The organism is Nonomuraea sp. NPDC003727, assembly GCF_053586935.1.
Genome location: NZ_JBSFNE010000003.1, coordinates 421,075 through 443,354 on the forward strand (window position 1 = coordinate 421,075; position 22,280 = coordinate 443,354).

The 22,280-nt window shown below is 63.4% G+C and carries 15 protein-coding genes; 9 read left to right on the plus strand and 6 right to left on the minus strand.

Annotated features, from left to right (window positions below; all coding sequences use genetic code 11):
• Positions 1–76 precede the first annotated feature (76 nt).
• The 4 genes from ACWDLG_RS10735 to ACWDLG_RS10750 all read right to left on the minus strand — a co-directional run bounded on the left by ACWDLG_RS10735 (position 77) and on the right by ACWDLG_RS10750 (position 5,071).
• Entirely contained in the window at positions 77–733 is a 657-nt protein-coding gene (locus tag ACWDLG_RS10735) for a hypothetical protein (RefSeq protein ID WP_449918278.1), read from the minus strand.
• A gap of 152 nt (positions 734–885) precedes the next feature.
• The gene (locus ACWDLG_RS10740) at positions 886–1,797 is read right to left on the minus strand and encodes a phospholipase D family protein (protein ID WP_449918280.1); all 912 of its coding nucleotides are present in this window, start codon (positions 1,795–1,797) and stop codon (positions 886–888) included.
• Complete coding sequence (locus ACWDLG_RS10745) at positions 1,794–3,659, minus strand: ATP-binding protein (RefSeq protein WP_449918283.1); 1,866 nt, start codon at positions 3,657–3,659, stop codon at positions 1,794–1,796. The genes ACWDLG_RS10740 and ACWDLG_RS10745 overlap by 4 nt, the downstream gene beginning before the upstream one ends.
• Positions 3,656–5,071 carry a DEAD/DEAH box helicase gene (locus ACWDLG_RS10750; protein WP_449918286.1) on the minus strand — a complete coding sequence of 472 codons (1,416 nt, stop codon included), beginning with the start codon at positions 5,069–5,071 and terminating at the stop codon, positions 3,656–3,658. Before ACWDLG_RS10750 ends, ACWDLG_RS10745 begins: the two co-directional genes overlap by 4 nt.
• Positions 5,072–5,679: 608 nt before the next feature.
• Between ACWDLG_RS10750 and ACWDLG_RS10755 the strand changes: the two genes are divergently transcribed.
• The 8 genes from ACWDLG_RS10755 to ACWDLG_RS10790 all read left to right on the plus strand — a co-directional run bounded on the left by ACWDLG_RS10755 (position 5,680) and on the right by ACWDLG_RS10790 (position 19,010).
• Positions 5,680–6,864, plus strand: a complete 1,185-nt coding sequence (locus ACWDLG_RS10755) for a cysteine desulfurase family protein (RefSeq protein WP_449918288.1) — start codon at positions 5,680–5,682, stop codon at positions 6,862–6,864.
• A 61-nt stretch (positions 6,865–6,925) separates the two neighbouring features.
• The gene (locus tag ACWDLG_RS10760; RefSeq protein WP_449918289.1) at positions 6,926–8,038 is read left to right on the plus strand and encodes a DUF4007 family protein; all 1,113 of its coding nucleotides are present in this window, start codon (positions 6,926–6,928) and stop codon (positions 8,036–8,038) included.
• Positions 8,035–11,613: an ATP-binding protein gene (locus ACWDLG_RS10765; protein WP_449918292.1), complete on the plus strand. Its 3,579-nt coding sequence runs from the start codon at positions 8,035–8,037 to the stop codon at positions 11,611–11,613. The genes ACWDLG_RS10760 and ACWDLG_RS10765 overlap by 4 nt, the downstream gene beginning before the upstream one ends.
• A complete protein-coding gene (locus ACWDLG_RS10770) occupies positions 11,610–12,437 on the plus strand; it encodes a phosphoadenosine phosphosulfate reductase domain-containing protein (RefSeq protein WP_449918293.1) in 828 nt (275 codons plus the stop codon). Before ACWDLG_RS10765 ends, ACWDLG_RS10770 begins: the two co-directional genes overlap by 4 nt.
• Before the next feature lie 141 nt (positions 12,438–12,578).
• Positions 12,579–13,181, plus strand: a complete 603-nt coding sequence (locus tag ACWDLG_RS10775) for a hypothetical protein (RefSeq protein ID WP_449918295.1) — start codon at positions 12,579–12,581, stop codon at positions 13,179–13,181.
• A gap of 30 nt (positions 13,182–13,211) precedes the next feature.
• Complete coding sequence (locus tag ACWDLG_RS10780; protein WP_449918297.1) at positions 13,212–14,525, plus strand: DNA sulfur modification protein DndB; 1,314 nt, start codon at positions 13,212–13,214, stop codon at positions 14,523–14,525.
• Between the two features lie 762 nt (positions 14,526–15,287).
• A complete protein-coding gene (locus ACWDLG_RS10785; RefSeq protein WP_449918299.1) occupies positions 15,288–16,904 on the plus strand; it encodes a hypothetical protein in 1,617 nt (538 codons plus the stop codon).
• 945 nt (positions 16,905–17,849) lie between these two features.
• Positions 17,850–19,010, plus strand: a complete 1,161-nt coding sequence (locus tag ACWDLG_RS10790; protein ID WP_449918301.1) for an HNH endonuclease — start codon at positions 17,850–17,852, stop codon at positions 19,008–19,010.
• Positions 19,011–19,030: 20 nt separating this feature from the next.
• On the opposite strand, the gene ACWDLG_RS10795 is transcribed toward ACWDLG_RS10790, so the two are convergent.
• Positions 19,031–19,240, minus strand: a complete 210-nt coding sequence (locus tag ACWDLG_RS10795; protein WP_449918304.1) for a hypothetical protein — start codon at positions 19,238–19,240, stop codon at positions 19,031–19,033.
• A 307-nt stretch (positions 19,241–19,547) separates the two neighbouring features.
• Here ACWDLG_RS10795 and ACWDLG_RS10800 point away from each other — a divergent pair, with 307 nt between their 5' ends.
• Positions 19,548–20,510, plus strand: coding sequence for a hypothetical protein (locus ACWDLG_RS10800; protein WP_449918305.1), 963 nt, complete (start codon positions 19,548–19,550; stop codon positions 20,508–20,510).
• Between the two features lie 831 nt (positions 20,511–21,341).
• Here the strand turns inward: ACWDLG_RS10800 and ACWDLG_RS10805 are convergent.
• Entirely contained in the window at positions 21,342–22,229 is an 888-nt protein-coding gene (locus ACWDLG_RS10805; protein WP_449918308.1) for a phosphorothioated DNA-binding restriction endonuclease, read from the minus strand.
• Positions 22,230–22,280 lie beyond the last annotated feature (51 nt).

Sequence of the window (22,280 nt, forward strand, 5' to 3'; positions counted from 1 at the left end):
CTCATCAACTGTTTATCTCAGCCGGAAGGTCGGCGCCCAGAGAGTCGCTGTCAGAGAGTGGCAGAACTCGCGCCGGTCAGACGCCTCTGCGCTGCGGTCGGATGACGACGGTGAAGCCCTCGGACAGGAGCTCGTGGAGAAACGCCGCAGCTTCGACCTGTTGCTCGGAGGTGAATGCCCTGCCTGCGACAAGCGGGTTGGAAGCCATGCGAGTTGTCTGCGTCCTCGGAGGACGACCGCGAGGTTGTTGTTCCGGTCGCCGGCCTGCGAGAAGGAGCTGGAGTCGCTGGTCATCGATGTCCCGACCCCGCGTGCGCGCGTCGGCGAGGAGGCTGTCCAGCAGCCAGAGAGGGGAGCGCGACAAGACCAGATCAGCTGGAGCGATTTGCCCCCTATCGCGCCACCGAGCGATGGTCTGGGCGTTCCGACCGAGGATAAGGCCAGCTTCCTTGATGCCGACAATAGGGGGCAGTTCGTCGCCCGCCTGGAGTTCGTAACCGTGAGGGAGACTGCGACGATACGCCTCCAGGCGGTCCGCGGTTATCCTCCGACCGCCTGTGCCTTCGAGCCGCAGGACCGTGGGCAGCCGCCAGTACGGGTTACCGGAGGCGACGAGATCCGGCTCGGGGAGTGTGCCGTCAGTCCGCCACTTGCGAGAGGTCTGCCGTTCAACTCCCAAGAGGCTGGCGATCTCGGCGTGGCCGAGCAGATACGGCACGCGCGCCGCTGCCATACCGTCTACCTATTCTCGTCGCCGGGCTGCTGGAAGGCCTACCGCTTTGTATGGACTGCTTCAAGATATCGTGCGCGTAGGTGGCCACGGGAACCGCCCAGGTTGCGGGCTCGGCGTACAGATCCCTGCGGAGGATGCCGCTCCTCCCACTGTCAGGTGATCTGCTTTCCCTGCCTTATTTCCCATGGCCCGGTCGGCACAAATTGGACCTCGTCGAAGTACCGCAACCACTCGCCGAGGGTCTCAAGGGCACGCTGGGCCTGCTCTTCTGTCCAGGAGCCGCTTGCTACCCGCTTCTCCTTCGCTTCGCCCAAGCTCAGGCGGCCTATCTCGCTGAGTCTGCGGACTTCCGGCAGCTCACGAAGACGCGCGCGGACAGTGGCCCCGAATTGCTCCTCGACAAGCCCAGGAGGGATGTCAAGCTCGGCGAGATCGCGGAGCACACCGGCGAGCACCTCGCGCCCGACGTCGCGGTAGCGCCCGCGGTACACCCGGTACAGACGCTCCGGACGCCGTGTCTCCGGCAGCCAACTCGTAGCTCGGGTCTGCTGTCCTGGGATCGCTATTCGCGGTGCCTCTTCGTCAGCTCGCAAGAGCTCGGCTTGCTCACGTAGGAGCCTGCCCAGCTCTGGCGTTGCCGGGACGGCGCTATTGTCGATGGCGCTGAGTACCCGTTGCACCTCTGGGTGTCTCGTGTCCCCCTCGAGGAGTAGTTCGAGGTTGGCTCCGGGGACGCGCCCGGTCGCCTTGCCCGTCAGGTTGGCTGATCCGACTAAGCAGCGCGTGTCGGCGACGTACAACTTGGCATGCAGGTTGTGGCACAGACGGACAAGGACTCGACCGTCAGCAGCAGCGAGCTCGGCGATCTCGGGATCAGAGACGCCGGCAGCGATCTCGGCAACGGACCACCGCGTCACGCAGTTGATGTCGGTGACACTGCTGGGGATAGTGTCGAGCACCGCTTGGAAGAGGTCCTTCTTGATGAAGGGAGCGACGAGGACGACGCGGCGGCTCGCGCCCAGTAACAGTTGCTTGAGCTGTTGCCAGACGTGATCGTCCGTCACTCGTCGTCCTCATCGTCATCGCCAGGAGCGAGGAACTCACGGGCGATGCGCCCCCAGTCCTGCCGCATCTGCTTGGCCCGTGCTCGGGGCTTCTCGGGCTGCTCATCCTCGTAGCGGGCCCACGACAGCAGGATCAGCTTGAAGGCGTTGGCAGCGACGACCAGGCGGTCAGCCAGCTCCTCCTTGCTCGCATCTTCGATGTCCTGGTCGAGCACCGCGATGAGGTCGCTGTAGGCCGGGTGGTCCATGTTAAGCGAAACCTGCAGCACGCCCGGGATGAACTCGACGTTGAAGAACGCCGGCGAGTCCGGGTTCCGGCTCGTGAGGAGCTGGACGTGGCGGTTGTTCGCCTTCGTCTCCGCGATGATGCGCTCCGCATCGGCGGGGCTGTACTTGTGGATCTTGACCAGGCTTTCGAGCTGTTGCTTCTGGCTCTCCTCCTCGGTCACCTGCTCCGCGAGCTGGTCGGTGAGACTTGGCTGAGTCTCCTCCTTGCGGCGGCGCAGGGCGTGCTCCGCTTTCGCCTCGACATCTTCGTGCCGCTTCCGGTTGGACCGGCTCCCCCGGGTCTGATCGTGCAGATGGCTACGCAGGTTACCAAGAAGCTTCTCGCGGATGTAGTAGACGATCTCGATCAGAGGCAGGCGGCGGTCCCCCTCTTGGCGGAGCTGTTCGCGGAACTCCTCGAACGACAGACCCGCCGCTTCTTGCCGCCACTTGAAGCTGGACAGGCCGGAGAAGATGGTGGCGGCTTGCTTGTTGTTGGTTACGCCGAACACCTCGTCAAGCTGCGGAGGGAAGTCGATCTCGATCCCCCAGAACCGCTCGACGGGGTCGTAGGAGTTGGTCCAGCCCGTGTCAAGATCGAGCTCGCGGTCGGCTCGGATCAGAGAAATTCCCAGGTTCTTGTCAGCGTGCTTGCCCCAGGGGGTATCCCCCGGGTGCATGGTGGGAGAGATTTCCTTGGGCCACTCTTCACCTGGGATGTCAGGGCGTCGGGCAGCGTCCACGGCGACGGAGGCCCGTACCAGGACCGGGTACTCCATGTCGTCCATGCCCTTGACCATGAACCGCTCGACGCCGATTTCACCGGTGTTGCCGCCTCCATAGGGGCGGAACATAGGCTTGCTATCGAAGGGGGCTGGCGTGGCACTAGGCGCCGTCAAGTGCAGCGGGTCGTTGGGGAGCGCATCGCGTGCGCTGCCGAGTTCGAACAACCCGCGGACAGGGACGAGTCGGATACGCGTGCCCTTAGTGATCAGGCGTCGGTAGACCCGACCGATCAGCTTCTCCGTGTTGGCGAGCGTGGTCTCCGCTCCACGCCACTGCACGCGTTCGAGCCGAGTCCACCGCACCAGCGTGCCCGTCTGGCCGAGAGCCTGGGACAGGCGTTGCCACTCCTCGGGGACTGGGTCGAGCTTGGGCTCGGGTACCTCTTCCAGGCCGTCGCGCAGCTCATCGAGGTCGAGGTAGGTGCGTAGGGCGTTCTCCGGACCGTTCGTCCAGGACCACACATCGACCCGATCGCATTGAGAGATGCTGGAGTTGGGCAGGCCGACGCCGAAGCGCCCGATGCCCTTGCGATGCTGCCGAGTTCCGGCGCCGAAGCGCAGGGACTGCCTGAGCGTTTCCCCGTCCATCCCGTGGCCGTTGTCAAGGACGGCGATCGTTTCGACACGGCGCCGAGCACGCCCTGCTGGCGTATGCGTTCCTTCGACGACGAAGAGCTCGACCATATCTGCGTTGGCTTCGATGCCGTTGTCGATCAGCTCAGCAATCGCATACGCGGTCGACTTGTACCCGCTGTCCTGCAGAGCCTTAACCGTCAGGTCGGAGGTGACGATCGAGTACTTGGATGTCATCGAGTGCTCCATACGTCTTCCCAGTTGGTGAACGCGTCCGCGACGTCTCCGAAGCCAGGCAGCTCCGGATCGACGACAGTGATGATCTCGCACGTGGACGTACCGCCGGCCTTCGGTCCGCGGATGACGCGGCCGACCATCTGGCTGTAGAGAACCAAGGAGCGGGTTGGTCGGGCGATGACCGCGGCGCTCGCTCTCGGCGCATCGAAACCGGTCGTCAGGACCCCAAAGTTGGACAAGACCATGGGCCGCGTGCCCGGGCCTTTGAACCTGCTGATCACCCTGTCGCGGTGACGGGCAGACGACTCGGCAGTGACCTGGTCAGCATCTATCCCCAGCATGGGCAATATCGCCGTGATCAGCCGACTGTGCTCCACAGATGCGGCGAACAGAAGGATGCGCCGGTGGCGGTTACTCAAGTCAAGGACTGTGCGCACAACCTGCAGATTCCATTGGACGCTCTCAGCTAGCCGGTCAACGATCGCGTCAGGGATGTCGAAGGATGCCGCCAAACCGCGCAGGTCGTGCGTGCTAAGTTTCATACCGGACTTGGCCGCCACGGTACGAAACGTGGGCCTAGCTAGGTACCCCTGCTCAATGAGAGCCGTGACCGGATTGTCGTACCCCTCGATCTCCAGCATGACTTTTTGCCGGGCGAAGAGCTCCGCGAGCCTCTCATCCTCTGCGACATCCGCCCAAGTACGCCCCGGCGTAGCGGTGAGGCCAAGCAAACTGGAATCGCTGCGCAGCGTCAGTGCGTCCAGAACTCTCCGGTAAGTAGGAGCGATCGCCTGATGCGTCTCGTCGAAGACAGTCAGGGTTGTCCGCAGCGCCAGGCGGTCCAGAAACGTCTGGTCAGACTTGGCCGCTGCACTGGCCTTGTCGAGGCCAAGGACCACGACGCCGTCGTTGATGTGGTCGAGGCCGGCCGGGTGGTCACCCCACATCCGCACGACCGAGAGCTCCCGGTTGCCCAAAGCAATCCAGGCACGCTCGAACTCAAGCGCGGCCTGCTCAAGAAGCTCCTTGCCTCTGGCCAGCCAGACCACCACCGTTGGCTCGTTTTGCCGCAAATGATCGCAGACCAGATTCATGCTCGTACGGGTCTTGCCGCCGCCGGTAGGTAGATGGAGCACGGTACGGCGCTCCCCGGAGTACAGGAAACGGCGTACTTTGTTCGCCGCAGTTCGCTGGTACGGAAACAAACCGTACGTTGGCGCTACTGAGCGGAGCTCGGAGACGGGGACCTCAGGCGCGCGGTCGACTACCAGTCCCAGGAAACCGAGAAGGATGCGGCGCTGCTCAGGCGACCAGTTCAGATCAGCCAGTAATGTGGTTCCCGAAGTGGCGCTGGTGTGCCCTAGGCGCCCCGCTAGTTCCTCCTGCTTGTTCGGAGGCAGCAGCTGCAGCAACTGTGCGCGTTCGTCCGGATCGGCTACAAGCCGCTCAGCGGAGACTGCTGAGGCTGCCAATGTGCGGAGAGCGTCATCGTCCGCATTGCTACCTCGGAGTAGCTTTAGCAGCTCACATACGTGCTCGCCCAGCAGCCGCCGCACGTAGGGGGCTGGAGCAGAGGCAAGGACGGCTTGGAACGCGAGGCCTGGGGAATCGATCACACTTCTCCCTCGCGTGCGACCCGACGGGGTAGGCGCTTCCCCTGCGCGAAGTGCAACCGTCCCCCTTTCTATGCGTGCCGCCCCACTTCAAGATCTTCACCTGCAGGCGGCGAGCTCACCCTAGAACTTCGCGCCGAAAGCAGAGGTCGTTACGGGCGATTATCTCGACCGGCGAAGGATTGCCTGCTCTCATAGCGTTCTGGCGCGGCAGAACTAGCCCTTCATATCGAACATGTGTTCATATAGCGGTTGAGGTGGCTCACCTAAGGAAGTGCAGCGGCTTAACTTTGGCTCTTTTGTCGTTGGGTGCAGCTAGGATCTCACTGCACTCCTGGCGGAACGCCAAGCTCCAACGAGGGAGGGCACCAGGAATGAACGCAGGTCCGTTGCATGAAGGGGCGAGTATGGCGGAGGAGCCCACGGGAGGTGGCACGGTCTACCTCGACTACAACGCCACTGCACCGCTGCGTCCGGAGGCGCTCGAAGCTACTTTTACGGCACTCCGGACTGTCGGCAACGCCTCAAGCATGCACCACGCTGGGCGGGAGGCCTCCACTCGGGTGGATCTAGCACGCCGTCAACTTGCCGCCCTGCTTAACTGCTCCGCGAATGAGATCATCTTTACCTCCGGGGCAACGGAGGCGAACAACCTCGCCCTACGCACGGCGTACGAGCGGGGCGGGGCTCTTGTGACCACGGCGGTGGAGCACCCGGCTGTGCTGGAGACCGCCCGTGCGATCACACAAGACACCCCCGATGCGCTCATGCTCCTTCCGGTGGATGCGGAGGGCGTCGTCGACCTGGCGAAGCTGGATGAGGCACTAGAGGATCCCGCTGGACGAGGCGTGGCTCTGATCTCGGTGATGCTCGCGAACAACGAGACAGGAGTACTCACCGACCTACAGCCCATTGTGAAAGTCGCACACGCGGCGGGTGCTTTGGTGCACACCGACGCCACGCAGTATGTCGGCCGCCTACCTCTCGACCTGCAGGCGCTGGAGGTCGACCTACTGTCGCTGTCCGCGCACAAATTCGGCGGCCCGCAGGGCGTGGGCGCCCTCTTCCTGCGCCGCGGCATCTCGCTGCCATATCACCCCTTCCTCATCGGCGGGGGTCAGGAACGCGGCTGGCGCGCCGGCACACTCAACGTCGCCGGCATCGTCGGACTTGGCGCAGCCGCCGAAGCCGCCCGCCTCAAGATGCAGGAGGAAGCTGCCAGGATTGCCGCGCTCCGCGACGATCTCGAAGCCCGCTTGCTGGCGCGCGTGCCGGATTGCCAGATCAACGGAGCTACGGTTCCGCGCCTTCCCGGCGTGACAAGTGTTACCTTTCCTGGGCTGCCTGCCGATGCCGTATTGGCAGCCATGCCTCAAGTAGCGGCCTCTGATGGCAGCGCTTGTTCCTCGGGGGCGCCGAGCCCGAGTCATGTCCTGCTCGCGATGGGACGCAGTCGGGACGACGCGGACTCCACGGTCCGGTTCTCACTTGGCTTCGCCACCACGCCTCGCGACATCGAATGCGGCATAGAGGCCATTACGGCAGCAGTGGCGCATGTCCGCTCGGTGACCGCTACCGACAGCGAACCGTGACCACACGCACGGACCGCCCTCGCCCTCTTCGCTCTCGCTCTCGCTCTCGAAAGGCCTACGCATGTCAGGTAGCCAGCTAGCCGACGCCGTCGAACTTCAATTCAGCCGGCATGAGACCTTCGCCCCTCGGTTCGGCTGGTTGCACAAGGCGTACATGCAGGTCAAAGAGGTACCCGAAATCTTCTACCAGGAAGATGCGCCTGTCCGACTCGGGGTCGGCAAGAACATGGTGAACGCCATGCGCTATTGGTCGCGGGCTTTCAAGCTGACCAAGGAGTACTCCCACAGCGATCCTTCCGCACGCGCACTGCTGGCTGCGCCGACCTGGCGAGCGCGATGGTTGCTCGACGAAGACGGCGCCGACCCCTACCTTGAGGACACCGGCAGTCTGTGGCTGCTGCACTGGTGGCTGCTGTCATCCGAGCCCGAGGCCAAGTGCCTGGCGCCGAGCTGGTACATCATGTTCAACCTCGCGCCGCGTTCTCGTACCAGCGCCGAGGAGATGGAGAGCGTCATCACGCGCTTCGTCCACGAGAACTTCGCCGAGAAGGACTGCCCGGCTGCCGAGTCCATCAGGCGCGACGTGGACTGCATGATCAAGATGTACGCACAAGACCAGGAGTTCAACCCTTTGTCTCCAGGTAGCTTCGAAGACCTGCTGATGTCTCCCTTCCGAGAACTCGGCCTAATCGAGGGACAGGGCAAGGGCCGGGAACGCACCTGGCGCTTCACCAGCGGCGCACGATCGAACCTCCCGGCTGCTGTCCTCATGTACGCCTGCCTGGACTACGCCTCGCGTCTGTCGTCGCATGCGGGTTCCATCTCCCTTGCACGGCTCGCAAGCGAATCGGGCTCCCCCGGCCGTACCTTCCGCATGAGGGAGCCTGAGCTGACCAAGGCCATCGAAGATCTGGTCGGCGCGCACCCGAGTCTGCAGATCGTCGAAGCCCTCGGCCAACGCAGCCTCGCCTACTCCGAACAACCCGAGAAGTTGGCCTGGGACCTCTTGGACGATTACTACGGGCGCATCCAAGAACGGGACGGCTTCCCCACCCCACAGGACTGGCTCCGGAAATACCCAGGATTGACTGGTGCCGCATCCAAGAAGCGGCGCAAGACATCTCCTCGCCAGGCCGAGGAGATTGAACTGAGCGAGGAGAACGTCGGATCATGACCGCAAAGAATGCCCAGTTCCCCGAAGGCATTACACTGGTCGGTTCCGAACTCCGGTCCACCAACCTCGAGCGTGACGTCCACGAGCGCCACCTCAACTCCCCCTACGTCGGGGCACGTGCCGGTGATGTTCTTGAGCGACTCACCAACGCCCTGAACGACCTCGGGCGCACCCGCGCCTGGTCGTTCACCGGACCCTACGGTTCGGGCAAATCCACCCTGTCGAACCTCATTGATGCGCTCCTCGGACACGACAACGCCCGCCGGGCCGAGGCCGAGAAGGCAGTCGCTGCCACTAACCCACACATCGCGGCCCGACTAAGCCGAGCCCGGGACCAGCTTGCAGCGGGTGGATTCCTCGGCGCGGTCGCCACCGCCAACCGCGAGCCTCTCGTCGAAACGGTTCACCGAGCGCTTCGCACCGCTGCTGAACGACGGTGGAAGACACGCCTTCCCAAGGCGGTCGCCCAAGCTTTCGCGGTGTGCGCTGAGCGCGAGACGCCACGAGCAGACGATCTTGTGGCGGTGGTCACCACCCTGTGTGAGACTGCCCCGCTGCTGCTCATTATCGACGAGTTCGGCAAGACCCTCGAATACGCCGCCGGCTCCGCCAATTCGGGCGACGAGGCCAGCGATGTGTACCTGCTCCAAAGGCTAGCGGAGAAAGGCGCTGGCCCGTCGGGCCTGCCTCTGTTCATGTTCACCCTTCAGCACCTGGCCTTCACGGACTACGCCGCCCGCTCCAGCAGCGTCCAGACCCAGGAATGGGCCAAGATCCAAGGCCGGTTCGAAGACGTCACCTTCACCCCGAACCTCGGTGACGCCGTTCACCTGATGCGGCGCCGCCTCGACCTCACAGGCGTCGCCGAGCCCGGGCGCACCCTCATTCAAGCCCAGGCACAGGCCGGCGCAATGATATGGCGGGAACGTGGTCTCAACGCCGTCGTCGAGATCTCCGAGGAGATATTCGCCGGCCTGTATCCGCTTCACCCCCTCACCGCCATCGCGGCCCCACTCCTTGCCTCCCAGATTGGGCAGCACGACCGCAGCCTCACTGGCTTCCTCGCCAGCGATGAACCAAACACGGTGCGCCGTTCCCTGGAAAGCCTCGCTTCCAAGAAGCCGGACCAGGTAGCCACCATCCGGCTGCCGCAGCTGTACGACTATTTCTTCGCCTCCGGCCGCACCACCATCCTCGCCTCCTCCAACGCGAGCCGATGGCTGGAAGTCGACATGCGTATCAGCGAGGCCCACGGACTCGCCGCTGAGGACCAAGAGGTCCTGAAGGTGATCGGCATCCTCAATCTCATTGACGTCGACGGCCTGCTCCGCGCGACGCCCTCAATGATCCACTTCGCGCTGCAAGACCCACTCGATATCGCCGCCCCCGAGCGCTTCACCGCCCTGCAAGCACGGCTCGGCAAGCTGGTGGAGGACGGGTTCGTCGTCCATCGGGCCTACAGCAACGAATACCGCGTCTGGCACGGAACGAACGTCGACGTCGATGCCCGGGTAAAGGAGGTCGCCGCCCGCATCCAGACGGCCGACGTCGTCGATTATTTCAGCAAGCACCTCGGCACCGTCCTTCCCGCTGCCGTAGTCGCAGGCAAGCACAGCCAGCAGACTGGCATGCTCCGATATTTCGTCACCGCCGTTAGTCGTGGCGGCGAGAAGATCGATGGTCCCGAGGTCGTCAAAGACGCGGCAGACGGTCTCATCGTCTACCATCTCGGCTCCCTCGACTCCCGTCCTATGGTCAATTCCCCGCTGCCTGTGCTGATCGGCACCACCGATGAGCCTAGTCGGGTGCTGCAAGCTGGCATTGACCTTGTTGCGCTTGAAGAGCTGCTCGACGATGACACCATCGATCGCGTTGCCGCACGCGAGATCGCCGAACGCGCCGCGGAGATCTCGCACAGCATCGGCGCCCTTCTGGACGGGGCATTCAACCCGCGAAGCCCGCGCTCCACATGGCATCTGTGGAACGCAGGAAGCGATACCAGCAACCCGCCCGCCGCAATCATCGAGACACGCAGCTATGCCAGCCTCGCCTCTCAGGCATGCGACCGCGTCTACTCCTTCACACCGTATGTCCGCAACGAGATGGCCGGCCGTCACCAGCTCACCAGCAACGGCGCCCGCGCCCGCCGAGAGCTCCTCACCGCGATGATCCAGCGCTCTGGCGTCCACCTCCTCGGATTCGACGAGAAGGGCTACTCAGCCGAACGCGCCATGTACCACGGCGTCACTGAATATCTCGGACTGCACCGCATCGCCGGAGAAGCGAGCAGCGCCACAGACGCCGACAGCATCCTCACTCATGGGATCTCGCGACCCAGCCCTGAGAAGAACCCCAGCGCCGTCCCCGTCTGGGATGCCCTCGAACAGGCGCTCACTAGCGCCAAGCGACCCACGCCCATCGTCGACATCTATCACCAGCTCATGGCACCCCCCTACGGCGTCAAAGCCGGAGTCGTGCCTATCCTCGTCGTCGCCGCCCTCATCCTGCGCGCCGAGGACACAGCTTTGTTCGAAGAGGGCAACTACTGCCCGAGACTGACCCCGGAGCTCGTCGAGCGCCTCAACGTCTCCTACCCGGACCGATTCACCGTCAAGGCCACGCCCGTCGGGCGTGGACAACGCCGAGTCATCGTCGATGGCCTCGCTAAAGTTCTCAACGTTGACGTTCCACGCTCCCGCTCGGCGCGCAACCCACTGCTCCTGGCCGTCACACGCACGATCCTGGAGCGGATGATGGTCCTTACTCCCTACGCCCGCCAGACCAGGCGCCTCAGTTCTGAGGCCCTGGCGATCCGGAGCACCCTTTCAGCAGCCACTGACCCAGATGAGCTGATCTTCGCCTCGCTCCCCAAAGCGCTCGGGTTCCCCTCAGTCAACTCCGAAACACCCATAGACGACCATGCCGCCCAGGCTTTCGTCTCCGCGCTTACCAAGGCGCTTGACGAGTTGTCCGGTGCCAGCACGGCTTTGCGCCAGGAGGTAGTGGCGACTCTCGGCAAGGAGTTCCACCTTCCGGCAAACATCCAGCAGCTCCGGGCTGGCCTGACCCAGCGGCTACGGGGCTTCGCCGATGCCCAGCTCGAAGTCAACTTGCAAGGCTTCGTCTCTCGGGCACTCAACGAAACCTTGCCCGATGAGGACTGGCTTGATCCGATCATCATCCGCCTGACCAACAAGGCCCTCGGAGACTGGACGGATGCTGACGCGGAGACCTTCCCCCGCAAGGGCCGAGAAGTAGCACGCTCTCTCGACCGCGTCGGTCACCTCTACGAGCTGCACCAAAGCTCGGAAAACGACTCCAACCTGGCGTCTGCAGCTCAGCAGATCGAGACCCGTCTACTAACGGTCACCACCCCCAAGGGGACTGAGGAACGCGCCCTCATCCACGTATCCAAACAGTCCCGCCAGGCAGCTGACGATCTCGTTGTCAGTGTCATCAGGCAAGCTGAAAAAGCACTAGGGCCTGACGGAGCCCGCATCCTGCTCGCCGCCCTGGCCGAACGCCTGGCTGCGGGGGATGGCGACACGTTCGCCAAGAAGGAAGGAATGCTGTGACCACCACCGGCAGCAAGACACGCCATGTCCTCGGCCTGTCCGGCGGCAAAGACTCCTCCGCTCTCGCGATCCACATGCGGGACCGCGTCCTGGACATGGAGTACTTCTTCTGCGACACCGGCGCCGAGCTACCCGAGACCTACGAGTACCTCAACCGGCTCGAAGCCGCCGTCGGCAAGCCGATCGTACGCCTCAACGCCAGCCGAGACTTTGACCACTGGCTCGAGGTCTACCAAGGCACACTCCCCAGCCCCCAGATGCGCTGGTGCACCAAGAACCTCAAGATCAAGCCGCTGGAGGAATGGGTCGGTGACGACGAGGTGATCTCCTACGTCGCCATCCGCGCCGACGAGAACCGCCTTGGCTACGTCAGCACCAAACCCAACATCAAGGCTGTCTTCCCCTTCCGCGAAGACGGCATCGACCGAGCTGGCGTCGACCGCATCCTGGATGAAGCCGGCATCGGGCTGCCCGCCTACTACGAGTGGCGCACCCGCTCCGGCTGCTACTTCTGCTTCTTCCAGCGTAAGCACGAATGGGTCGGCCTCCGCGACCGCCACCCGGACCTTTTCGAGAAGGCCATAGCGTACGAAGAGAAGGTCAACTACCGGCACACCGCCATGCAGGGCCGGCAGTTCACCTGGTCCCAAGGAGAGTCCCTCGAGGAGCTCATAGCACGCCGCAACGACATCGAAGCCAAGCACCAAGCTGCGCTCGAACGCGCGGCGAAGCGCACCAAGCCGAACCGCCCCCTGCTTGAGATCCTAGCCGACGCCCACGACGAGGACGACGATCAACTGGGGTGCGCAGTCTGCCACCTGTAGCACCAGGAGCAAATCGTGAAGGCGCTTGGGCGTGACATATCGTCACGAACCGGGCGCCTTCCTCATCTCAGGCCTCATGCGTCATAAGCACATGTAAAGATGCGCCTATGATCCTGACACGCAGCGGGAGCAGCTCGCGGCATGACGACACCTGAGCCCCTCTTACGCTCCGTCATCCGCCACAGCATCGAGAGCAGCCCGGCTCTAGAGATCCAGTTAGGGATCGCGCCGATGCTGGACGTCCCTGCGCACAGGGTGCTGCAGGACGACTTGAGGGTGGAAGCGTCACCGTGGGAAGTCCATGTTGCTGTCCCTAGCCTCACGGACATCCTGCCGGAGCAGCCCGGGCTGTACATGTTCGTGTGGCGCCCCTCCATTCGGCTGGCCATGGCGGACTGCTCCCAAGCCAGCTTCCACCAGGTCCTCTATATCGGGCAGGCTGGCGGGTCGGGCCAGGGCGGTAACACAATCAGGAACCGGTTCAAGGACTACTGCAAGCACCTACGCGGAGACCCTGAAGTCTTGTGGACCCAGGAACCGCCCACGACCAGGTCTGCGCGGCTTACCCACTACCTCGCCCTGCGTCCGCTGGAGTTCTGGTTCGCCACGGTAGAAGACCGACCCAAGATCAAGAACTTGGAAAGTCGCTTGATCAATCTGTACAACCCACCGCTCAACAGCCAGAACGGCCCGCGGCTGCGGGCTCGGGTCAGCACTACCCCCCGCCCTGCCCTTCGTCCCTGACCGGGACCGTTCCAATCGATCGAGGATTCCATGCCCTCTAAAACCTTCGTGCCGGCCTTCGAAGCCAAGGTAGGCAACTGGACCTACTACTCATGTCTCATGAGCTACGCCCAAGTAGCGCGAGAGATCAACTTTGCCCACGAGCTCGGTGGCAACCGCGACCTCGGCACAATGATCCAGCGCGGCGTCGGGGACCGCACCGCGCAGATCACTGACTATCTGCTCACTAACGAAAACCGCTTCCTCGGCGCCATCATCGTCGCTGTGTGGGGAGGCAACGCCAACTACATTCAGCTCGAGATGGATGCCGACGCCGAAAACCAGGCCATCCTCTCCGGCATCGACCGCAACTTCGGCGTTCTCACGTTCGACGGCACCCAAAGTTTCTTCGCGCTTGACGGCCAGCACCGTCTCAAGGCCATCAAGGACGCCGTGAAGCGGAACCCCGACCTCGGCTCCGAGGACATCAACGTGATCGTCGTTCCCCATTTCAACACGCCTGAAGGTCGCCAGCGCACCCGCCGCCTATTCACCAACATCAACCGCAACGCAAAGGCCACAAGTACTCAAGAGAACATCGCTCTCGATGAGGACGACAGCTTCGCCATCCTCACCCGCCGCCTGCTGGACGAGCACCCCTTCCTGAACAGAGACAAGGTTGTGCTCGTGTTCAGCAAGGTCGGCGACGAGGGAAAGATCGTTCTCGCACAGCGCTCCATTAGCCCAAGCAGCCCCGCCTGGAGCACCATCGGCGTGCTCTACGACATCGTCAAGGAGATCGGGTACGACCTCCCCTGCGCAGCCGACCAGTCCAAGCAACGCGTCGCCGACGAGATCCTTGACCAGAGCTATGAGATTCTGGCGCCTAGGATCGACAATCTCCTCGACGCTTGTGGAAACCTCCGCCAACGCTACTCCGCAGCGCAATCGCCGAAGGATGTGCGCTCCCCCAAGGGCCGCGAGGGATCAGGGCATCCGCTTATGCGCCCTGCCGTTCAGGCGACCGTCGCCAAAGCGATCCGGCACGTGCTCGAGCAGGAATCGCTCGGGTGGGACGACATCATAAAGCGGCTCGCCAGCCTGGACTGGCGGATGGTGGCGGCGCCCTTCTCCGCAATGTGGATCGATACTCCAGACGGCCGCGCCAAGGGCAAGATGGCCAGTGGCAAGGACCACCTTCAACTCTTGTATAACCTTCTCATCGCCCACATCGCCCCTCGCACCAAGGCCCAGGTGACCAGGGCCCTTCGGGCATACTACGACCTCAAGAAGGAAAGGTATCCGGTCGCGCAAGAGGACCTATTCGCCCTCATTCCTGCCGACACCGACGTGGCTGAGAGCTGAAGCACCACCTCGCCTGGACGAAGCAAGGCACGAGGGACGGACCACGGCCTCGCAGCATTGTTGGACCGTTCGCCGCCTCGGCAGCGGTCCAAACGGGTGCAGCCGCCCTCCGTTCGGCATAGGCTTTCCCATCGTTGCACCGCCAGGGGGTACTTAATGATTCGTTCGGGAGAGCATGTCGCCGGTTTGCCATCGGGCGCGTTGGCTCTCTTCAGCGAGGCACTGGTTACAGTGCTGGGGCACTACGCGAGCGACGCGCCCGCGGTAGTCACAGTAGGCAGCGGAGATTCTCTCAGCCTGCCTCTGTCGACTCCTGCTAACTGGCCCGTCCACGACCACGACACGTGGGAGACTCTCCCGAGTCGAATCAACGGACTTCTGCATTTAGCGCCGGTCCTTGTCTTTCCATCCTTCGCAGACTTGTGCGACCCTGTCCAAAATGTCCAGGACTCGGGCACCAGTTCGGCCACTGTCCGGTTCGAAACCGCAGTCGCAGGTTTAGACCCTCCCGGAGATCCAGCACTGCTAGCGATGCTGCTGCCGGCAAAGTACCTGACTTCCAAAACCAAGAGGTGGACGCACTTTCGCCGCCTGCTCGAGCGGCGATGGCGGCCCATGTTCATCCTCTACTCAACTGGAGCGCTTCCAGAGATACACCGAGCAAGTGAAGCAGCCATCGTCGTCTTGCGCCCGACAACCACCGAGGCGGTAAAGAGCTGCTTCTTCCGAGTACCCAGAAGCTGCGACAGCGAATCAGTCAAGGTGGACCTGGAGAAGCTTCTGCAGCTGCCCAAGGGCCGAACCGCCTACGGTTATGTCACGAAAATGGAAGCGTCGCCAGACGAGGGGTGGCCCTACGCTAGCGAAGACTCGCAATCGCCCGACGATCTCACCGTGGCATCGGTCTTCGACATCGAGCGCGGCTTCGTTCATCGGCCGACAGATCTCTGTGAAGCCCACGCGCTAGACGGCGCGCGCCTTCTGCGCGGACGGGACATCCAAGAGGACGGAACGCTTGCCGAATCGGACCCCGACAGCGACCTTTGGTACTCCGACATCGACGAGCGCTACCACCTGCAAGCCGGGGACGTGCTTATGCGGTCCGACTTCCTACCGGGCCGAGCCGGAGCAGCTTTGGTTAGAGAGCAGGACCTGCCCGCGGCGGCGGGAAATCACACCATAGTTCTGCGCCCGATCAGCTCCATCACGACGGAGCACATGCGCCTCATCCTAGCTCTCTTACGCTCATCCGCAGTCGAGCGACATGCGACGCGTCACAGCGCAGCTGGCCTCGTGCATATACGCAAGCAGGATTTGGAGTCGCTTGCATTGCCGAGCCCAGATGAGGCACTGGCGACCGCCCTGCATGACTTGGACACGGCAGGGCAGCAGCTCGGTGACTGGAGCGCACAGGCCGCGGCGCTGGCTCGGGCCGTCTTCACCAACGCCCGGGACACTGGTCAGGCTCGCCAACGCATCATCGAGGCAGGGCAGATCTTGCGCCTCCGGGCCGAGACCGCCGCCCAACTCGACGACTTCGGACACATCGTCCGGACCCGCTTCCCTTACCCCATTGCGTTGCGTTGGCGAGAGACCGAGGCAAAGAAGAGCGCTGGCGACCCGGGCCCCGCCTACGATGCAGTACTCGACGCGACCGAGATTCTCTTGTGCTACACCGCCCTCCTCACTGCCGCCTTCACCCGTGCCGCCGGCATCGACCTCTCGTCTGTGACCGCGCTGCGCGACAAACTCACCAGCAACCAGGGCGGCCCCGGACTCGGTGACTGGACTGCGGTGCTCCAGGAGATCTCCGGCAGGAGAAAGCGCCGTAGCCTCGGCGCAGACCACCCTCTACACGAGCTCGGCGCGGTGCTCGCTGACGAACAGCTCAGGGCCGCGCGCCAGCGGCATTCCGCTCGCCGAAACAACCAGGCGCACCTCCGCCGCGCTGATTCGGTCGAGCTTCCCCAAGCTTTGGAGGAGTCCTTTGTAGATCTCTCCTTGCTGCTCAGCCGCACCCGCTTCCTGGCCGACTGGCCACTGATCGAGATCACTGCCGTAACCTGGGATGCCTTCCGCAGCCAAGCCACTGTGGGCTTCAGGCGCCTCATGGGCGACCACCCCGTCGTACCCACCGAAACAATGAAGCACCCGAGTAGCGCGCTGGAGACCGGCAGTCTCTACGTGATCGATCGCAGTCATCAGCTCCACCTTTTGCGCCCCTTCCTCACCGGCCGGATCTGCCCCACCTGCCGCAACTGGTCCACTTTCCACGTCGACAAGGTGAACAACGAACTCGTCCTAAAGAGCCTGGAACACGGCCACTGCTTCGCCGATCCCACAACCACGGAGCCGCTACGCCACGTCGGCTTGCTGTAGGACTCGGCACCGGGTACGGCCGTCGGCCCCGACGTTCCCTGTCCACCGAAGACGAGGCCCGTAGATGCTCTTGTCAAGGGCACATTAACTGCCCTCTTCGAGGGTTTGCAGGACCTACATAATCAGGGATTGACCGCTCGCGGGCGACGGAACAGTGGTGTCGGTGCCGGTGGCGCTTGAACGGGGCGCGGAGGCTGTACCCGCGCCCTGATAGCCATGTCGACGAAGGCCTTGACGTCGGCTGAGGCCGTCATCAGGCCGTCGGTGCGCGCGCTCCGGTGTTGTGGGGGCGGCTGAGCAGGGCGGGAGAGGCCCACCCCAGCCGGTTGGCCGGGTCGGCCAGTCGATTGACGAATATCAGCGTGCCGTCCACGATAATCGATCGTACGACATCACAAATAGGGCCCACTACTGGAAGGGCACCATCTGCGATGGACAAAGAGTGGCTGGTCACATATTCCCAAGCACCTCGAGGGCCACAAGCGATGCAGGATACGCCAGTCCATCTTCAAGGATTCTAAATTCGTGAGAGGGAGGAGTAGCATCTCTATAGACTTTATCGCCTACCCTCACTTCTATCAGTCCAAGTCGCTGAAGCATTACATGCGCTTCATATGCATCCCGCCCGAGCCGGAATCCCCATACGCGCAAGGTGCTATCCAGCCTCATCCATTCGCTTGATGAAGACTGCACTGTCCGCACGAGATATACCATCATCGCCGCGAGCTGCGCGGCGGCCGTCAGCACATTTCTGATCAACTGCCTAGCGGATACACTCAGTCGCACATCGGCTCACCTTCGTTGACCGCTCAAGCTCCGCCGCGACAACCCACGTCTTGCATGGCTCTGCTGCGAGGGAAGCGCGGTAGGCGCGGTGAGGCACGCATCCCCTCTGAGGTAGTCAAAAGAGCTGTATCCCAAGAAATAGAACCATAAGCTGTCGCCGTGGGACTGTCAGATCTTCGTCGTGAAATGATCTTCGCTGCTATCGCAGAGTTCGACAGGATGGGCCGAGACGTCTTCCTTGACACGTACGGATACAGGCCGGCTCGGGGCTACTTCATCGTCCATCAAGGCCGGCGCTACGAATCGAAGGCCATCGCGGGAGTAGCCGGCCAACCACTCCTTGCGAACGCCTTCTCCGGCGGTTGGGACACCGTGGCACGCCAACTCATTCGCCTTGGGTTCGAAGTCACCGCCCCCGGCCTGATGATTGGCCAGCGCACGATTGAGCAGCTACTCCTAAAGATCACTTCGCTCCGCACAGACAGGTCAAGGCTGACTGCCCAGCCCCGCCGACACCAGCCGCTAACGCTGTTGTGGGCACTCGGACGAGCCGGGCAGGCCGAGCCGCGCCTTGAGAACTGGCCACGGACAAGCGCAGAGATCTCCTCACTCATCGACAAGTTCGGCCATGCCGACGACCGACCGAATCCTGAGTTTCCTATCCTCAGGCTGTTTCACGACGGCCTTTGGGATCTAGACAAACCCGACGTCCCATCGGCCAGCACCAGTTCCGCTCAGCGATGGATGCGTAACCACTCACCTACAGGCGGCCTTCGACCTTGGGTCCACACGATCGTGGCCGAGCACGCGGACGTGCGCGCGCAGATCGTGTTACAACTCCTCCAGAAGTACTTCCAGGGCGCGGATCACAACGCACTGCTCACCGCAGTAGGCCTGTCGAGCACCTCTCATGCCGAAGCGCCCTTGACCGACAGCTCTCCCACCCTGCTGCGCCGTCAGTTCACCACCATGCGAGTGATACGCGATTCCGCCCTGGCGCAGCAGATCAAGGACGTGCACGGACATCACTGCCAGATTTGCGGCCTACGACTACAACTTCCCAACGGCTCGTACGCCGAAGGCGCCCACATCCGGCCCGTGGGCAAGCCGCATAACGGCCCCGACGAGCCAGGAAACATCCTCTGCCTCTGCCCCAACGATCACGTGCTCTTCGACCGCGGCAGTCTCACCCTCACGAACGATCTCCGCGTCTTCGACGAAGTCGCCGGATGCACCAGAGGCAGTCTCCGCCTCGCCCCGCAACACACGATCAAGATCGCACATGTCGCCTACCACCGCGAGGCGGCCCGCCGCTGCTAGGCCGCTCCGCACGATACGTGTCAGGTGCGTGGCAGGCGGTGATCCCACTGCTGAAGAGCGTCCAATAGCCGCAGTGTGAACTGCTGCCTTCCGGGGAAGAGCGGGCCGACCAGCAGCGCCGGGCACAGGACGATGATCAGCAGCAGCAGCGGTAGCGTCTCGACGACAACGGCGATCGCCATCTGCCATGACGGGAAGTTGCGTCGGTTGTGCGGAACGAGGAGAAACATAGAGGTAGCTCCGTTTCGAATCAGGCCGCTTCTCAGTTCGCGACGCCAGGCATCAAGTGGAGCACCAGCCGCTTCCCACGTTCCCGTCGAGCTCGGGGGGTTCAATATTTACTCTGGCGACATGCCACGCACTCCGCCATCCCCTGCCGACCGTGAGCTCGTCAACTACGCCGCTGCTCAGGGGGTCACCTCCTCAACCCGCCAACTCGAACGCTGGCGGGCCCAAGGCCTCCTACAGCCGAATGAGCGGCAGACGCTCGGCCGGCCTCGTGGAAGAACTTCCACCCCCTCACCGGGGGCGCATGAGATGGTGCTGTGGCTCGGCCGCCATGCGGGCCCGGGCAAACGGCCCGGTGATCTGGCGCTCATGGCCTTCGGTGAGGGATTGCCGGTGCCAGAGGCAACTGTCCGGAAGGCGTTCGCTGAAGCCGTCGAGCTTCCGTCGCGAGATGAAATCCCGCCTGGAGGGTCCGCGGTGGACGTCGCGGATGCCAATGCCGCTAAGCATGGGCGTAGCGATCCTGTGCAAGCACGAATACGGCGCATCGATGCCGCTTTTGCCGACTTACTGGAGACTTCAGGAACCAGCATCGCCGACGTGACACAGGCGGTTTTCGCCGAGTTCGAGCGCGAGACCCTGCCCGCACAGGTGGAGCCCGCGACCCGGCGGGATTGGGTCCACGGCGGCACGATGGTGGCGATTGATGGAGCCGCCACCCTGGACGTGGGCCACATGGGGATGTTGGCTCGGGGCCTAGCCCCCCTGGGGGTGCCAGCACCGGCAGCAGAAGACTTGGAGCTTCGCTGGTTGGGCAGCGAGCAGGAAGTGGAACGGCTGTTGACCCCTGAGGATGGTCTCTCCTTCGTACCTGACGGCAGCTTGACCGACATCCTCCTCGAACTCGCACAGGCGACGTCTCTTCCTGATCTTCGCCAAGCATGGCGGATCGCCGCTCATCTGCCCGTATGGGCGGTCAATTTGTGCGACCGCGTCGAGGCTGCTCTGGCCGGACGCGACTCCGCGGAGGCGCTGAGCGAGTGGGCACAGACCATGTGTGGACCGATCCGAGGTTTGCTAGTCACATCGGTCGACAGCGCGGGACAGAGCCTCCGAAAAACTGCGATCGACGCCCTGATATTGCTGTTCCAGCGGGAAGCATTGCGGCGGGTCTTGGCAGAGATCCCCGACGCTGCGGTGGAGAACCTGGAGCAGCCATGGGCTTTCCCCGCGTTCATGACCGCCTTCATGACGGCCCGCATCCCAGAGTAGGAGCGTCATCCGCAAGTACAGCGCAAGTGCGGTCATGGTCCACGATCAGAAGTTCGCCGCCAATCGGCCGATAGGCGAGCTCTTTTTCTTGATAGTCGCTGGGAAGACCACATCCATGTCGAGGATCGATTGGCCGCCGTCCATGAAGACGTTGGCCAGGACACCACCGACCGGGCGCCGTTGAGGGCCAGAAACGTCTCCTCGACGGCCTACGAGTTCCGGGCAGAAGCGCTCCGCGTCGTGGTTGAGCTGGAGCCTCGCAAGGGCGCTGCCGGATGCTCGCCCCAACACCTCACGGCCTGGGCGACATGCACGAGCAGATCGAGGCGTACGCGGCCTGGGTTACGACCATGAGCACGAGGAAGACAGATTCAGTGGTTGATCTACGCGAGGCTGGATCTTGATGAGCTGCCTCTGAGAAAGACGGATCAGCTAACGTCGCTGCCTAACGTTGAACCGTCAAGAACAATGTCGATCAGCCGGACTCTATCCCGAAGCCAGACTAGTGGCGCGGGACATACGCGGGATGATCAAGCCTCGAACACTTACCGCATAAAGCGTTTATGCAGTTAGGCCTCCCGCGTCAAGGTCAGAACGACCGCTCTCCTAAAGAGGGTGTCGCATGTTCGATTCATGCCGGGGCACCCAGCCGATCAGGCGATTCGCCATCTGACCTGCTACTTCTCGGTCGCAAGTCTTTTGTTTTCTGGGCAGCCGTATGCCGCTCGACGCCGCCGCATGTCGGTTCTCGCACGCTATTCACGGGATGGTCTTGCCAACGTTTTCTCAGGTGAGCGTTGGTTTGGGGCCATCCCGGGTGCGGCCGATGCCTCAGCCGCGGACGGGCGTGCGGAAGACTTGGCGGCCGTGCCAGTCGATGTGGTCCGGATCGACCGCGTCCAGGCCCGGCTGGGGCTGGCGGGCCGGGCGTCCGGCCAGGGAGAGGACCATGTCGCGGGAAGCCTCCGACCGGCCTACGAACTTGGCTGAGACGGCGATTGTCCGCTCCGCGGTCAGTCCGAGGACGCCCTTGTCGAACAGTTTGTGGTGGATCGAGCACAAGCACAGCCCGTTGGCCAAGTCATCGGGGCCGGCAAAGGCCCACCAGCGCACGTGCGCCGCGTCGAGGCCGACCGCCGTGCCGTCCAGCCAGCCGTCGTAGGAGCAGAACGCGCAGCAGTATTCGTATGCCATGAGTACCCGGTCGTGAAAGCCAGGGTCACGACGTACGGCCAGCGGTTTTCTGAGCTCCCCGCCGGTTTCCAGCGTTTCCAGGTCCAGGCCGGCCAGCATGCACAGGTCCGTATGCAGGGAGGAGGCGAAGTTCGCGTCGAGGAGGTAGCGGGCGATTCGGCCCAGCAGGCCGGGCTCCTCCGACAGCGCGCGGGCCAGGTCGGGGTGGAGGCGGCCGCTGGCTTGGCTGTCGCGCAACCGGCCCAACTCCGGGCCTGGGCTGCCCGGGCCGTGGCGAGTGTCGACAAGCCATAGCCCGTCGCTCGTCAAGTGGTGGAACGGGTAGCCCGGGCTGGTGTCGCGGGGCGGGCCGTACTCCTTGAGCAGTTTCTTGAGCTCGGCCTCGGCGGCGCTGAACGGGATGGGCCGGTTACCGTGCCGCTGGAAGTGGCCCAGGACGTACAGGAGGAGGAGCGGCTTATGCGGTGCCCGCTCGCCGCCTCTGGTCCAGCGCCGGATCTCCGCCACCCGCTCAATCCAGTCCACGGTCGGCCAGTGTAGGACGATCTTCCCGCCGCGTCAGGGCAGACAGTCGTT

Excerpts from the sequence above, each read along its gene's own strand:
- ACWDLG_RS10735 (WP_449918278.1), bottom strand. The coding sequence starts at position 733 with ATGGCAGCGGCGCGCGTGCCGTATCTGCTCGGCCACGCCGAGATCGCC.
- ACWDLG_RS10745 (WP_449918283.1), bottom strand. The coding sequence starts at position 3,659 with ATGACATCCAAGTACTCGATCGTCACCTCCGACCTGACGGTTAAGGCT.
- ACWDLG_RS10755 (WP_449918288.1), top strand. The coding sequence starts at position 5,680 with ATGGCGGAGGAGCCCACGGGAGGTGGCACGGTCTACCTCGACTACAAC.
- ACWDLG_RS10760 (WP_449918289.1), top strand. The coding sequence starts at position 6,926 with ATGTCAGGTAGCCAGCTAGCCGACGCCGTCGAACTTCAATTCAGCCGG.
- ACWDLG_RS10765 (WP_449918292.1), top strand. The coding sequence starts at position 8,035 with ATGACCGCAAAGAATGCCCAGTTCCCCGAAGGCATTACACTGGTCGGT.
- ACWDLG_RS10775 (WP_449918295.1), top strand. The coding sequence starts at position 12,579 with ATGACGACACCTGAGCCCCTCTTACGCTCCGTCATCCGCCACAGCATC.
- ACWDLG_RS10780 (WP_449918297.1), top strand. The coding sequence starts at position 13,212 with ATGCCCTCTAAAACCTTCGTGCCGGCCTTCGAAGCCAAGGTAGGCAAC.
- ACWDLG_RS10795 (WP_449918304.1), bottom strand. The coding sequence starts at position 19,240 with ATGTTTCTCCTCGTTCCGCACAACCGACGCAACTTCCCGTCATGGCAG.
- ACWDLG_RS10800 (WP_449918305.1), top strand. The coding sequence starts at position 19,548 with ATGGTGCTGTGGCTCGGCCGCCATGCGGGCCCGGGCAAACGGCCCGGT.